This window comes from Actinomadura sp. NPDC048032 (assembly GCF_040653175.1).
GTDB classification, from domain to species: domain Bacteria; phylum Actinomycetota; class Actinomycetes; order Streptosporangiales; family Streptosporangiaceae; genus Spirillospora; species Spirillospora verrucosospora.
The window spans coordinates 1-13,549 of sequence record NZ_JBEZJP010000200.1 but is presented as its reverse complement, the minus strand read 5'-3'; the positions used below and the strand labels follow the sequence as shown (position 1 = coordinate 13,549).

The 13,549-nt window shown below is 72.2% G+C and carries 13 protein-coding genes and 1 pseudogene; 12 read left to right on the top strand and 2 right to left on the bottom strand.

Going from position 1 to position 13,549, the window contains the following annotated elements:
• From AB0C69_RS24235 to AB0C69_RS24220, 4 genes are all read left to right on the top strand, one after another.
• A partial coding sequence (locus AB0C69_RS24235) for an aldehyde dehydrogenase family protein (protein ID WP_360357193.1) occupies nt 1-464 on the top strand: 464 nt, incomplete at its 5' end.
• 225 nt (nt 465-689) lie between these two features.
• Entirely contained in the window at nt 690-1,055 is a 366-nt protein-coding gene (locus tag AB0C69_RS24230; protein ID WP_345175090.1) for a hypothetical protein, read from the top strand.
• 466 nt (nt 1,056-1,521) lie between these two features.
• Entirely contained in the window at nt 1,522-2,352 is an 831-nt protein-coding gene (locus tag AB0C69_RS24225) for an extracellular solute-binding protein (protein ID WP_360357190.1), read from the top strand.
• Entirely contained in the window at nt 2,346-2,726 is a 381-nt protein-coding gene (locus AB0C69_RS24220; RefSeq protein ID WP_360357187.1) for a hypothetical protein, read from the top strand. Before AB0C69_RS24225 ends, AB0C69_RS24220 begins: the two co-directional genes overlap by 7 nt.
• 91 nt (nt 2,727-2,817) lie before the next feature.
• On the opposite strand, the gene AB0C69_RS24215 is transcribed toward AB0C69_RS24220, so the two are convergent.
• On the bottom strand, nt 2,818-3,117 hold the full coding sequence (locus AB0C69_RS24215) for a hypothetical protein (RefSeq protein WP_345175094.1): 300 nt from the start codon (nt 3,115-3,117) through the stop codon (nt 2,818-2,820).
• Between the two features lie 315 nt (nt 3,118-3,432).
• Here AB0C69_RS24215 and AB0C69_RS24210 point away from each other — a divergent pair, with 315 nt between their 5' ends.
• Nucleotides 3,433-4,416 carry an ATP-binding protein gene (locus tag AB0C69_RS24210; protein WP_360357183.1) on the top strand — a complete coding sequence of 328 codons (984 nt, stop codon included), beginning with the start codon at nt 3,433-3,435 and terminating at the stop codon, nt 4,414-4,416.
• Between the two features lies 1 nt (nt 4,417).
• On the opposite strand, the gene AB0C69_RS24205 is transcribed toward AB0C69_RS24210, so the two are convergent.
• On the bottom strand, nt 4,418-5,266 hold the full coding sequence (locus AB0C69_RS24205) for an NAD(P)H-binding protein (protein ID WP_360357180.1): 849 nt from the start codon (nt 5,264-5,266) through the stop codon (nt 4,418-4,420).
• 124 nt (nt 5,267-5,390) lie between these two features.
• On the opposite strand from AB0C69_RS24205, the gene AB0C69_RS24200 reads away from it, so the two are divergent.
• From AB0C69_RS24200 to AB0C69_RS24170, 7 genes and pseudogenes are all read left to right on the top strand, one after another.
• The gene (locus AB0C69_RS24200) at nt 5,391-5,771 is read left to right on the top strand and encodes a winged helix-turn-helix transcriptional regulator (protein ID WP_353834402.1); all 381 of its coding nucleotides are present in this window, start codon (nt 5,391-5,393) and stop codon (nt 5,769-5,771) included.
• An 88-nt stretch (nt 5,772-5,859) separates the two neighbouring features.
• Nucleotides 5,860-7,077: a 1-deoxy-D-xylulose-5-phosphate reductoisomerase gene (gene dxr / locus AB0C69_RS24195; RefSeq protein WP_353834411.1), complete on the top strand. Its 1,218-nt coding sequence runs from the start codon at nt 5,860-5,862 to the stop codon at nt 7,075-7,077.
• Between the two features lie 40 nt (nt 7,078-7,117).
• Entirely contained in the window at nt 7,118-8,314 is a 1,197-nt protein-coding gene (locus tag AB0C69_RS24190; RefSeq protein ID WP_360357176.1) for a site-2 protease family protein, read from the top strand.
• A gap of 117 nt (nt 8,315-8,431) precedes the next feature.
• On the top strand, nt 8,432-9,625 hold the full coding sequence (gene ispG / locus AB0C69_RS24185; protein ID WP_353834404.1) for a flavodoxin-dependent (E)-4-hydroxy-3-methylbut-2-enyl-diphosphate synthase: 1,194 nt from the start codon (nt 8,432-8,434) through the stop codon (nt 9,623-9,625).
• Nucleotides 9,626-9,907: 282 nt separating this feature from the next.
• Entirely contained in the window at nt 9,908-11,569 is a 1,662-nt protein-coding gene (locus tag AB0C69_RS24180; RefSeq protein ID WP_353834405.1) for an alpha/beta fold hydrolase, read from the top strand.
• A gap of 180 nt (nt 11,570-11,749) precedes the next feature.
• A complete protein-coding gene (locus tag AB0C69_RS24175) occupies nt 11,750-13,345 on the top strand; it encodes an alpha/beta hydrolase (protein WP_360357173.1) in 1,596 nt (531 codons plus the stop codon).
• Between the two features lie 72 nt (nt 13,346-13,417).
• A pseudogene (locus AB0C69_RS24170) lies at nt 13,418-13,549 on the top strand (hypothetical protein); the annotation flags it as partial.

Genomic DNA, 13,549 nt, shown 5'->3' with positions numbered 1-13,549 from the left:
CGCTCGCCGTCGACGGGCGCGACCCGGACGTCCTGGGCGGCGCCGGCGACGGTTTCTGGCTCGGGCCGGCCGTCCTCGACCACGTCACTCCGGACATGGACGCCTACCAGGACGAGATCTTCGGCCCGGTGCTGTCGGTCGTGCGGGCCGGGTCCTACGACGCGGCCATGGAACTGATCGCCGCCAACCCGTACGGCAACGGGACCGCGATCTTCACCAACGACGGCGGGGCGGCGCGCCGCTTCCAGAACGAGGTGGAGGTCGGCATGGTCGGGGTGAACGTGCCGATCCCGGTGCCGATGGCCTACTACTCGTTCGGCGGCTGGAAGGACTCGCTGTTCGGCGACAGCCACGCCCACGGCATGGAGGGCGTCCACTTCTACACCCGGACGAAGGCCGTGACGGCGCGCTGGCTCGACCCGTCCCACGGCGGGGTGAACCTCGGCTTCCCCACCAGCGGCTGAGGGCTCCGCGGGAATTACCTACCGAGCGCGTTTTTCCGTTGTCAATTTCCGTCCTGTGCGGCCGGGTGAATAATGGCTCCACCCCATTGACGGGGTCTGTGTCCGGCGACACAATCTGACTGTCCCCCTTAATTGAAGCGAATTCAAAAGTCAGGGTCGGCAGTAAGAAACCCGTGGTCGTCGGACCGCGGGCCGGTGGAGCCGGATGTGCAGGAGAGCCGCGCTATGACCGCAGGCGACCACGCCGCCGAAGTGGACGCGCTCGGAAGGCGATTCCCGGGCTGGACCATTTGGTTCGGCCTGTTCACCGGCCATTGGTGGGCGCTGCCGCCCAGGGACCGCGACGTGGGGGACTTCCTCGAGGCCGACACTCCGCAGCGGCTCATCGCGCGGATCGAGGTGGTCGCCGGCGCCGTGCCGGCGCGGCGCCCGGCCGGCGGGCCGGCGCCCCCGGGCGGCCTGGTCCGGCCGTCCCTCGACCCCCGGCAGGACGTGCGGCGTCCCTCGAACCTCCTCCGTCTCGAGGGCGTCACACCGCCGCCGTCCGGCCGGGTACCGGTGATCGCGTGGCCGGGCGGCACCGCAGGGTGATCCGCCGTTCCCCACCCCCACCACGCCCACCGGTGCCGCCGCGGCCCCGGACGGGACGCGGGCCCGCGCCATATCCTCTCCAGCAACCTCCGTGTATGGCGCGGACGCCAGCACCCACCGTCCCTCCGGGGCCCGGCGGCCTCCCCTTCCAGCGGTCCGGCCGGAATCCGCATCCGAGGGTGCGGTAATGGTCATGCCGTTGTCACCCGCGGGAAAGCCCACCGGGAAACAGGCGAGTCGCGATCTTCGGTAATTCCGGCCGAAGTCCTCACCGGACGGATGAGAAGTTCCGCGAGACCGGCGATCGCATCGTCGGCGTCCGCCGCGACCCGCGCAATGGCGGCGGGAGTCGTCCGGCACCGCCGTTCGCAAGCGGGGTCCGTGCGTCCGCCCGCCGCGGAGACGCTACGCTGCGCCGACGGGCCCGTTCGCGAGGGGGAGGGCCCTGGCACGGATCGGGAGCGACATGCGGCGCAGGGCCACGGCACGGGTCAAGGCGGCGACGGCCCTGGCGGCGGCCGCGGCACTCGGCGCCGCGGGCCTCGGCGCGTGCAGCGGCGGGGACGACAAGCCGGTGGGCGTCGCCAAGGTGGTGAGCACCCTCGGCCCCGGCGAGGGGGCGCTGAACCTCCTCACGCTGCCCGGCTCGGTGGAGAGCGGCGGAACCGACCCGCGCGTGGACTGGGTCACGCCGTTCCAGGAGCGCACCGGCTGCAAGATCGGCCTGAAGGTCGTCAAGACGCCCGAGGAGATGGCCGACCTCATGCGCGACCGGGGCCGCCGCTACGACGGCGTCGCCGCGCCGCCGGAGGTCGCCGGGCGGCTGGTCGAGGAGAACCAGGCCGTCCCGATCAACCCCGACCTCGTGGACGGGTACAAGAAGCTCGAACCGAGGCTGCGCAAGCTCCTGGAGCGCGACGGCAAGCACTACGGCCTGCCGTACGTGTGGGGCTCCAACCTGCTGATGTACGACACCCGGGCCGTCCAGGCGCCGACGAGCTGGGCCGCGCTGTTCGACCCCGGACAGGCCCGCCGCCACTCCGGGAAGATCGTCATGCGGGACAGCCCGCTCGCGATCGCCGAGGCCGCGCTCTACCTCAAGGGCCGGCAGCGCAAGCTCAAGATCCGCGACCCCTACTCGCTGACGCCGGCGCAGCTCTCCGCGGCCGGGCGGGTCCTGGCAGAGCAGCGCCGGTACGTGGGGGAGTACTGGGACCTTCCGGCCGACGCGGTCAGCGCGTTCGCCGCGGCCGGGCCGTGCTCGGCCAGGCCTGGCCCTACCACGCGGACGTGCTGAACCGCGCGTCGCGGCCCGTCCAGAGCGTCATCCCGTCCGAGGGCGCGACCGGATGGATGGACGCGTGGATGATCGGCGCCCGCGTCCAGCACCCGAACTGCATGTACCAGTGGCTCCAGTGGACGGCCTCGCCGGACGTCCAGCAGCAGGTCGCCGAGTGGACGGGGGTCGCGCCCGCCAACCCGCAGGCGTGCTCGGGCGACCGCCTCAAGTCCGGCTTCTGCGCCGCCTACCACGTGGGCGACCGCGGCTACCTCAACAAGATCGTGTTCGCGCACGCGCCGTCGAAGGCGTGCGGCGGCGACTCGGGCAAGAAGGACTGCACCGACTACGCCGAGTGGACGCGGACCTGGATCCAGGCCACCAAGGCCTGAGGTCCGCGCGAGAGTCTCTCCGACGCGCCCGACCGCCCCCAGCCGGGCGCGCCTCACGGGTGGGCCTGGGCTTCCCCCCGAAACGCCCAGGTCACCCTCTCCCTGGAGAGACCTCCATGACGGCGGCGCCTGCCGCCGTCCGCGCCGGCGGCGGCTCCCCGACCGTCCGTCCGGCGCCCGTGAGCGGCTCCCGGGGGCCCCGCCGTGCGCGGGGTACCGGCGGGGCGGGTGCGCAGTCGTCGCACGCGAACACCCCGGACGAGTCCGGCAGGCGGCCGACGCGGACGCGCGGCCGGGGCCATCTCTTGCGGCAGACGACGCACGCGTCGCCCAGGCGCTGGGCCGTGCTCAACCCCTGCGGGTCGACGACCGGCTCGCCCCTCTGGCCCATGTCTCCATCCCCCCGGTGGGAGTCGCCTTCACGCCCTCCTTTATAGGCGGGGAAGTGTGTTGTCGCTGCTAGGGAAGGTGAAAAGGGCGGCAAAGCCTCCCGTGTCGCCCTGCGGCCCAAGGGCTCGCGGGTTATGTCCGGCGCCCGGCACGGCGGGCCGTCGAGGCAATGACCGCTTTTCGGCAGGTTATGCGGTCACCGACCGGGCCCTTTGCTCTCTTTTGGCTGGTCCGTACGTACAAAGGAGACATGTCGGCCAGGAACGTCGAGGATCGGCGAGTCCGGCCGCACATGCCCCGCCTCCCGCGGACGCGTGTGACTTCGGCGACGGACACCGCATTCGGCTGCCTGATGGTGGCCGCGGTGGGCGCGGCGGCCGCCGTCCTCTACGCGCTCGCCGGCGTGGGCCGCCCCGGGGTGCTCGCGGCCGTCATGGCCGCGCTCGCGGCGGTGGCCGTCGCGGCGGCCCGGTGGAGGGCGGCGCATTCCTCGCGCGGGTCGCTCCGGCCGGTGGAACGGCTCCGGCGGGAACTGGAGAGGCTGACCGAGGACGACGCGGGCGGCCGCGTCGCCGTCCCGGCCACGGGCGATGAGGCGGAGCTGCTGGCCGAGCGCGTGAACGAGCTGCTCGACCGGCTGGAGACCGCGATCCTGCAGCGGCGCGCGTTCGTCGCCGACGCCTCGCACGAGCTGCGCACGCCCATCACCGGGCTGCGCACCCGCATCGAGCTGGCCCTCGCCGCCCCCGAGGAGGGCGACGCCGTCGACACCCTGCGCCGCTCGCTGGCCGACATCGACCGGCTGCACCGGATCGTCGAGGACCTCCTCGTCCTCGCCCGCCTCGACTCCGGCGACATCCCCGCCCGGGAGCACATCGACCTCGGGGCGCTGGTGGAGGCGGAGGCCGCCCTGCGCAGCCCGCCGGTCGCGATGGTGGTGAAGGTCGAGCCGGGCCTCATCGTCGGCGGCAACCGGCAGCGCCTTGGCCGCGCGGTGCGCAACCTGCTCGCCAACGCCGAGCGCTACGCCGCCGCGCAGATCGAGGTCGAGGCCCGCGCGGACGGCGACGGGGCCGTCGTCGAGGTGCACGACGACGGCCCGGGAATCCCGTTCGCCGACCGGGACCGCGTCTTCGAGCGGTTCGCCCGGCTGGACCCGGCCCGCAGCCGCGACAAGGGCGGCAGCGGGCTCGGCCTGCCGATCGCGCGGGAGATCGCCCTCTCCCACGGCGGGACCCTGGAGGTCGCCGACGGGGCCTACGGCGCCCGCCTCGTGCTCCGGCTCCCGCTGTCCCGGTGACTCAGCGGAACGCGTGGACGTTCTCCCCGGCCCACTGCGCGAAGGAGCGGGACGGGCGGCCGAGCACCTTCTCCACGTCGGGGCTGACGCGGCGCTCGGCCTCGGTCGGCTCGCCGAGGATGTCGAGGGTGCCGTCGACGACCGGCGCGGGCATGAACTCCAGCATCCGCGCCCGCGCCTCCTCCCGGGTCTGCTCGGCGAACGCCACCGGCTCGCCGAGCACGTCGCCGATCGTCCGCGCCCTTTCCCGCGGCGTGAGCGGAGCGGGCCCGGTGAGCTCGTAGACGCGGCCCTCGTGCCCGCTCTCCCGCAGGGCCGCGGCCGCGACCTCGGCGATGTCGGACGGGTGGACGAACGGCAGCGCGACGTCGGCGAACGGCGCGGCGGCCGCCCGGTGGGCGCGGACCGGCTCCGCCCACGCGAACGCGTTGCTGGCGAAGCCGCCGGGCCGCAGGATGGTCCAGTCCAGCCCCGACTCCCGGACGGCGTCCTCGAACGCCTTGAGGTGGCTGTGGCTGTGCGCCGTCGGGCGCGTGCCCGCGCCCTGCGAGGACATCAGCACGACCCGCTCCACGCCGGCGGACTTCACCACGTCCAGGACGGCGCGCGGGTCCAGGTCCTCGGGCGTGCCGAGCAGGTGGCCGGCGACGAGCAGGAAGAGCGCGTCCGCCCCGTCCAGGACGGGCCGGAGGGTCTCCGGCTCGGCGAGGTCGGCCGCGCGGTGGACGACGCCCGCGGGCAGGTCGCCGGGGTCGGTGCGCGACACCGCCGTCACCCGCTCGCCCGCCTCGGCCAGCGCCCGCACCAGCGGCCGCCCGACGTTTCCCGTGGCGCCCATGACAACGATCATTGCTTTCTCCCTCTGAGCTGCGTTGACACCGCCGGGGCGGTGCCGTCGCGGTGCGACACGGGGAAAGCTAACATCCTGGATATAGTAGGTACCTAGAAGAAAGTGACTACCCTGGGAGGCCGTGATGGTGGACGCCAGGACCGAGGAGGCGCTCGACCCCGAGCTGGCCTGCCCGATCGCCCCGGTGGTCGACCTCGTGTTCAGCCGCTGGACGACCCCGATCCTCTGGACGCTGCACGAGTACGGGCGGCAGCGGTTCGTGGAGCTCCAGCGCCGCGTCGCCACGATCACGCCGAAGGTGCTGACCCAGCGCCTGCGGCAGATGGAGCGGGACGGGCTCGTCGTCCGCACCTACCACCCCGAGGTGCCGCCGCGCGTCGAGTACGAGATCAGCGAGCTGGGCCGCAGCCTCGCGCCGCTGTTCGCGGCGCTCGCGGAGTGGTCCGCCGAGAACCTGGAGAAGGTCGAGCGGGCGCGGAGCGCCTACGACGGCGGCGAGGGCTGAGACGAGCCCGGGACGGCGGCGGGGCGACGGCGGGGCGAACGGCGTCCGCGCGATCCCGGGGCGGCCGATGCCCGACAATGGACGCGTGATGTCTCCTTCAAGCCCCGACACGGCCGCCCGCGAGCTGGTCGTCCTCGGCTCCACCGGCTCCATCGGCACCCAGGCCCTGGACGTGATCCGACGCAACCCCGGCCGGTTCCGGGTGACGGGGCTGGCGGCCGGCGGCGGGCGGGTGGACCTGCTGGCCGAGCAGGCGCTGGAGTTCCGGCCCGAGGTGGTCGCGGTGGCCCGGGCCTCCGCCGCGCAGGAGCTCCAGCTCGCCTTCTACGCCGAGGCCAAGCGGCGCGGCTACGCCTCCGGCGACTACCCCATCCCCAAGATCGTGGCGGGTCCCGACGCGGTCGCCGAGGTCGCCGCCTGGCCGTGCGACGTGGTCCTCAACGGGGTGACCGGGGCCCTCGGCCTCGCCTCGACGCTGGCCGCGCTGGACGCGGGGCGCACCCTCGCCCTCGCCAACAAGGAGTCGCTCATCGTCGGCGGCCCCCTCGTCAAGGAGCGGGCGCGGCCTGGGCAGATCGTCCCCGTCGACTCCGAGCACTCGGCGCTCGCCCAGTGCCTGCGCGGCGGGCGGGCCGAGGAGGTGCGGCGGCTGGTGCTCACCGCGAGCGGCGGACCTTTCCGCGGGCGGGCCCGCGACGAGCTGACCGGCGTCACCCCGGAGCAGGCGATGAACCACCCCACCTGGGACATGGGCCCGGTCATCACGATCAACTCCGCGACCCTCGTCAACAAGGGCCTGGAGGTCATCGAGGCGCACCTGCTCTTCGACGTCCCGATGGACCGCATCGAGGTGATGGTGCACCCGCAGTCGGTCATCCACTCGATGGTCGAGTTCACCGACGGCTCCACGCTGGCGCAGGCGAGCCCGCCCGACATGCGGCTGCCGATCGCGCTCGGCATCGACTGGCCCGACCGGGTGCCGGACGCCGCGCCCGGCGTCGACTGGACCAGGGCGCACACCTGGGAGCTGTTCCCCCTGGACGACGAGGCCTTCCCCGCCGTCGCGCTGGCGCGCCGCGCCGGCGAGCTGGGCGGGACGGTCCCCGCCGTCTACAACGCCGCCAACGAGGAATGCGTGGAGGCCTTCCGCGCGGAACGGCTCCCGTTCCTCGGGATAGTCGACACCGTCGCGCGGGTAGTGGAGGAGCACGGTTCGGGCACCACCGGAGGCCTGACGCTCGACGACGTCCTCGCGGCGGACACCTGGGCGCGGACCAGGGCCAGGGAACTGACCGCGACCGTCTGACCCGGGGGCCCGCCTCGGGAGGAACCTCGGAGGGGACCCGATGGCCTTCTTCCTCGGCGCGGTGGCGTTCGTGGTGGCGCTGCTGGTCTCGGTGATGCTCCACGAGGGCGGGCACCTGCTCACCGCCAAGCGGTTCGGGATGAAGGCCACGCAGTACTTCGTGGGGTTCGGCCCGACCCTGTGGTCCACCCGCCGGGGCGAGACGGAGTACGGCGTGAAGGCGGTCCCGCTGGGCGGCTTCGTCAAGATCGTCGGCTACACGCCGCTGGAGGAGATCCCCGCCGCGGACCGCCCGCGCGCCTTCTACCGGCAGCCCGCCGGGAGGCGCGCGGTCGTCATCGCGGCCGGCGTGGTCGCCAACCTGGTGTTCGCGTTCCTGCTGCTCATGGCGATGGCCATGACGATCGGCGTGCGGGAGCCCGGCACCGTGACCAGCACGGTCGAGGCGGTCACGACGTGCGTGCCCGCCTCGCTGTCCAGCGGCTGCGGCGCGAACCGGCCGACGTCCCCCGCCGTGCGGGCCGGGCTGCGCGCGGGCGACCGCGTCGTCTCGTTCGACGGCACTCCCATCTCCGACTGGAGCGGGCTCACCCGGGCGATCGACGCCGCCGAGCCGGGCCGGACCGTGACGGCCGTGGTCGTGCGGCCGGGCGCGCCGAGGCCGGTGACGCTGAGGATCACGCTCGCGGACGTGGACGGGCGGCCGTTCGTCGGCATGTCGGCGAAGGTCGTGGGCGCCGGGTACGAGCGGACCGGGCCCCTCAACGCGGCCGTGTTCGCCGGGGAGGGCATCGGCCGTACCGTGGCCGGGATCGGGCGGGCCGCGGCGGACCTGCCCTCCGCCGTCCCGAAGTTGTTCTCGCCCGAGCGGGGGAGCACGCCCGGGGGCCAGGTCGGCAGCGTGGTCGGCGCGACCGAGGTGTCCGGGCAGATCTTCTCCGCCCAGAGCTCCGCCCGCGACAAGGTCGCCCTCTACCTGTCGCTCGTCGTCTCGGTGAACATCTTCCTCGGCGTGCTCAACGTGCTGCCCCTGCTCCCGCTGGACGGCGGTCACCTGGCGGTGGTCGCCTACGAGCGGGCGCGGGCCGGCGTCAACCGGATCAGGGGGCGGCCGGATCCGGGCACCGTGGACATGACGCGGCTCATGCCCTTGACATACCTGGCCGTGCTGGTGCTGGTGGGATTCGGCGTGCTGCTGATTCTCGCCGACGTGCTGAACCCCCTCCGACTGCCGTAATGACGTGAAACGTTTACCGAGTGTGCTCAAATGGTCACACTGGCTGAAGCCGGGTGCCGTCAACTCAGCCGCGCGGGGCACCTAGGCTTTGTACGGGGCCGAAAATTGAGGAGAGGGATGAGCGTTTCACTGGGTATACCGAGCGTCCGCGGCGAGGGCGACGGGCAGGGGGCGCCGGGACCGATCGCGCCCCGCCGCAGATCCCGGCAGATCATGGTCGGCGACGTCCCGGTGGGCGGCGACGCCCCCGTGTCGGTGCAGTCGATGACCACGACCCTCACCGCCGACGTGAACGCCACGCTCCAGCAGATCGCGGAACTGACCGCGTCCGGATGCCAGATCGTCCGCGTCGCCGTGCCGTCGCAGGACGACGCCGAGGCGCTGCCGGCGATCGCGCGCAAGTCGCCGATCCCCGTCATCGCCGACATCCACTTCCAGCCCAAGTACGTGTTCGCGGCGATCGACGCCGGCTGCGCGGCCGTCCGCGTCAACCCGGGCAACATCAAGAAGTTCGACGACCGGGTCGGCGAGATCGCGCGCGCCGCCAAGGACGCGGGCGTGCCGATCCGCATCGGCGTGAACGCCGGCTCCCTGGACAAGCGCCTGCTGGAGAAGCACGGCAGGGCCACTCCGGAGGCGCTGGTCGAGTCGGCGCTGTGGGAGTGCTCGCTGTTCGAGGAGCACGACTTCCGCGACATCAAGATCTCGGTCAAGCACAACGACCCGGTCGTGATGATCGAGGCGTACCGGAAGCTGGCGGCGGCCTGCGACTACCCGCTGCACCTCGGCGTCACCGAGGCGGGCCCGGCGTTCCAGGGCACGATCAAGTCGGCCGTCGCGTTCGGTGCGCTGCTGGCGGAGGGCATCGGCGACACGATCCGGGTGTCGCTGTCCGCGCCGCCGGTGGAGGAGGTGAAGGTCGGCACGGCGATCCTGGAGTCGCTCGGGCTGCGCAAGCGCGGCCTGGAGATCGTCTCCTGCCCGTCCTGCGGTCGCGCGCAGGTGGACGTGTACTCGCTGGCCGAGCAGGTCACCGCCGGGCTGAAGGACTTCCCGGTCCCGCTGCGCGTCGCCGTGATGGGCTGCGTGGTGAACGGGCCCGGCGAGGCGCGCGAGGCCGACCTCGGCGTCGCGTCGGGCAACGGCAAGGGCCAGATCTTCGTCAAGGGGCAGGTCGTCAAGACCGTCCCCGAGGCGCAGATCGTCGAGACCCTGATCGAGGAGGCGATGCGCATCGCCGACGAGATGGGCATCGAGATCGCCGAGGACGGCACGGTCTCCGGACCGGGCGCCGAGGTGGTGGTCGGCTGACCCGCTCGTCCGGGCCGGCGCCCGCTTTCCGGGCGGCGCCGTAACGGGACTTCAGGGCCCCGGGTCTTGTGACCCGGGGCCTTTTCGTATGCCCGGAACCCGCCCCGGAGCTGGGCATCCGCGACCGGAACGTTCGGAGTTATCACAGAGTTCCGCTGATCTTGTCACGATTCCGCATCCACTCTGATGGGCCCCTGTTGGGCGGTACGCCCGAACCGCCACAATCTTCACTCATTTACCCGTATGTCTGACTCAACCGGAGTCGGCACGATAGGGGGATATGTGAAGAGGACTGTTGTCGTGGCCGCGGTGGCCGGGCTCGGTCTCACCGGTCTCGGCGCCACAAGCGCACAGGCCGCGAGCCCCTCCGCCGGAACGGCCGGAGGATTCAACCCCTCGGCGGCCCAGTGGCACGCCTGCCCCGCGGACTTCGTCCAGACGGTGCACAACCTGTACGACGGGCTGTACCCCGTCTCCAAGATCGTCCAGTGCGCCGAGCTGTCGGTGCCGATGGACTACGCCAAGCCGCAGGGCAAGAAGATCACGATCCAGCTCACCCGGACGCCGCACACCGGCTCCGGTCCGGCCAAGGGCGACATCGTGGTCAACCCCGGCGGGCCGGGCGGCGGCGGCGCCCTGTTCGGGCCGCGGGTGTTCGCGCAGAACTCCGCCCCGATGCGCGAGGCGTACAACGTCATCGGCTTCGACCCGCGCGGCGTCGGCATGAGCGTCCCGGCCCTGAGCTGCGACCCGAACTACACCAACGCCCCGCGCCCGGACTACGGCACCGGTGACCGCAAGTCGGTCGCCACGTGGCTGAAGCTGTCCAAGGGCTACGCCGAGGCGTGCGGCAAGGCCGACAAGACCGGGCTGCTCGACCACATCAAGACGATCGACTCGGTCAACGACGTGGAGTCGATCCGGCGGGCGCTCGGCAACAAGAAGCTCGACTACTACGGCGCCTCCTACGGCACCTACCTCGGCTCGACCTACGCCACCGTCTACCCCAAGAACGTCGGGAAGATGGTGCTGGACGGCAACGTCGGCCCGTCCGACGCCTGGTACGACGCCAACCTGAACCAGGACGTCCAGTTCGACATCAACATCGACTACTACTTCGGCTGGATCGCCAAGTACGACTCGGTGTACCACCTCGGCACCACGCAGAAGCAGGTCCGGAGCTTCTTCTACGACCTGCGGGCGCAGCTCAAGAACAAGCCGGTCTACTACACCGACCCGGACAGCGGGCAGACGCTCGCCGTCGGTCCGGACGAGCTGACCGACGTGATCCTGAACGCCGGGTACCGGCGCAGCCAGGCCATCTGGCACGGGTACGCGTCCGCCCTGGCGGCGTACAAGTCGGGCGACACCGCCACGTTCGCGGGGACGTTCGGCGCGCCGACGACCGGCGGCTCCGACGACAACGGCTACGCCGTCTACCTCGGCGTGCAGTGCACCGACGTCCAGTGGCCGCTGAGCTGGAACAAGTGGCAGCGCGACAACGAGCGGATCGACCGGAAGCACCCGTTCGAGACCTGGGCCAACGCCTGGTACAACGCCCCGTGCCTGTACTGGCCCGCCAAGGCCGGCAAGCCGGTGAACATCGGCCACACCCGCGACCTGCCGCGCAACATCCTCATGTTCCAGTCGACCGCGGACGCGGCCACGCCGTACGCGGGCGCGCTGGAGATGCACCGCAGGCTCAAGGGCTCGCGCCTCGTCGTCCAGGACGGCGACCGCACGCACTGCATCGTGCACCGCGGCTCCGCCCAGGTGGACGCCTACTTCGACGCCTACTTCCTTCGGGGAGAGCGCCCGGAGCAGAGCACCGTCCACGTCCCGCAGCTCGGTGACCCGAAGCCGCCGTCCACGGCGACCGCCAGGACGCTGAGCGGCACGGGCTCGCTGAAGGCCGCGCAGCTCAAGGCCGACGTCATCCGCTGACGCCGGGCGCGGCCCATGCGGTCCGGACCCCGGGGAGCGGTCCCCGGGGTCCGGCACCCGCCGGCCGCGCAGGTCGCGGCGAGCAGGTCGCGACACGCAGGTAGTACGCATCAGCCACGCATCGGCGACGCCCCCCTCCGGCATGGCGCCGGCCCGGAGTCGCCGATCTGAGGGGGTCAAGTGAAAAGGATCGTTCTCGTCGCGACCGCTGCGGTCGTGGCGGCGGGCGGCGCAGGGTTCGCCGTCTCCGCGAGCGCGGACACCGGGGGCCTCGGTGCCGCGGCGGTCAAGGGCATCGACTGGGGCAAGTGCGAGGTCAGCGGCCCTAGCGACCCGATGAACAAGGCCGAGTGCGCCCAGGTCGAGGTGCCGCTCGACTACGCCCGGCCCAACGGCCGCAAGATCTCCATCGCGGTGTCGCGCTTCCGGCACACCGACGAGAAGAACTACCAGGGGACCCTGTTCGTCAACCCCGGCGGCCCGGGCGGCAGCGGCCTGCAGTACGCGCCCGCCCTCGCCCGCTGGATCGGCGGCACCGGGCACGCCGACGTCGCCGCCAAGTACGACATCATCGGCTTCGACCCGCGCGGCGTCGGCTCCAGCAAGCCCGCGCTGAGCTGCGACCCGAACTTCTCCGACCCGATCCGGCCGGACTACGTGCCCTCCTCCGCCAAGGAGGAGAGGGCCTGGATCGCCAAGTCGAGGAAGTACGCGCAGGACTGCGCGAAGAAGTTCGGCTGGCTGCTGCCGCACATGCGCACCACCGACGCCGCGCGCGACGTCGACGCGATCCGCGCCGCGCTCGGCCAGGACAAGATCAGCTGGTACGGCTTCTCGTACGGCACCTACTTCGGCGCCACCTACGCCACGCTCTTCCCCAAGCGCGTGAAGCGGATGGTGCTGGACGGCAACGTCAACCCGAAGACGGTCTGGTACGACGCCCAGCTGGAGCAGGACAAGGCGTTCGAGCACAACATGAAGGCCTGGTGGGCCTGGATCGCGAAGTACGACTCGCTCTACCACCTCGGCAAGAGCGAGAAGGCCGTCGAGGCCAAGTACTACGCCGTCCGCGCCGCGGCGAAGAAGGCGCCGATCGGCGGCCAGATGGGCCCGGACGAGCTGGACGACACCGTGCTGTCCGCCGGCTACAACACCGGCTACTACATCCCGTTCGCGCAGGCGCTCTCGGCGTGGGTCAACGACAAGGACGCCTCCGGGCTCCTCGACTGGATGAACCCCGGCGGCGACGACAACGGCTTCGCCGTGTACAACGCCGTCCAGGCCGCCGACGCTCGCTGGCCGCGCAACTGGAGCAAGTGGCACCACGACGCCGCGAAGCTCTACCGGCAGGGCTACAGGTTCAACACCTGGAGCAACGTCTGGTTCAACGCCCCGATCGCCTTCTGGCCGTTCCAGGGCGGGCCGGAGTTCAAGCTGAAGGGCGCCAAGGGCCTGGCGGGCATGCTGCTCGTGCAGTCCACCCAGGACGCGGCGACCCCGGTCGCGGGCGGCGTGGAGATGCACAAGCTCTTCCCGTCCTCGCGCCTGGTGTTCGAGGTCGGCGGCAAGACCCACGCCAACACGCTCAACGGCAACGCGTGCCTGGACGACAAGGTCGCGGCGTACCTCGACACCGGGGCGCTGCCGCAGAGCCACCGCGGCCCGGACGCCTACTGCAAGGCCGTCCCGGCGCTGAACGACCCCGACCCGACGGCCATGACCGCGAAGGCCGCACGCGCCTCCGCGGGCAAGGACCTCCCGGTCGGGCGCCCGTAACGGTAAGCAGCACAACGGTGGTCAGCACAGCGGTGGGCAGCGCAGCCATCGGATAGTGCGCAGGCGTGTTCCGCGGTGCGCCCGTCCCGTCAGGTCGTCGACACCCGCGTCCGGTTCTCCCGGTACCCCGTCCCGCACGCCCTGCTCGTGGACGTCGCCGACACCATGGCCCGGTACGGGCGGCTGCGGCTGGAGAAGGACCCC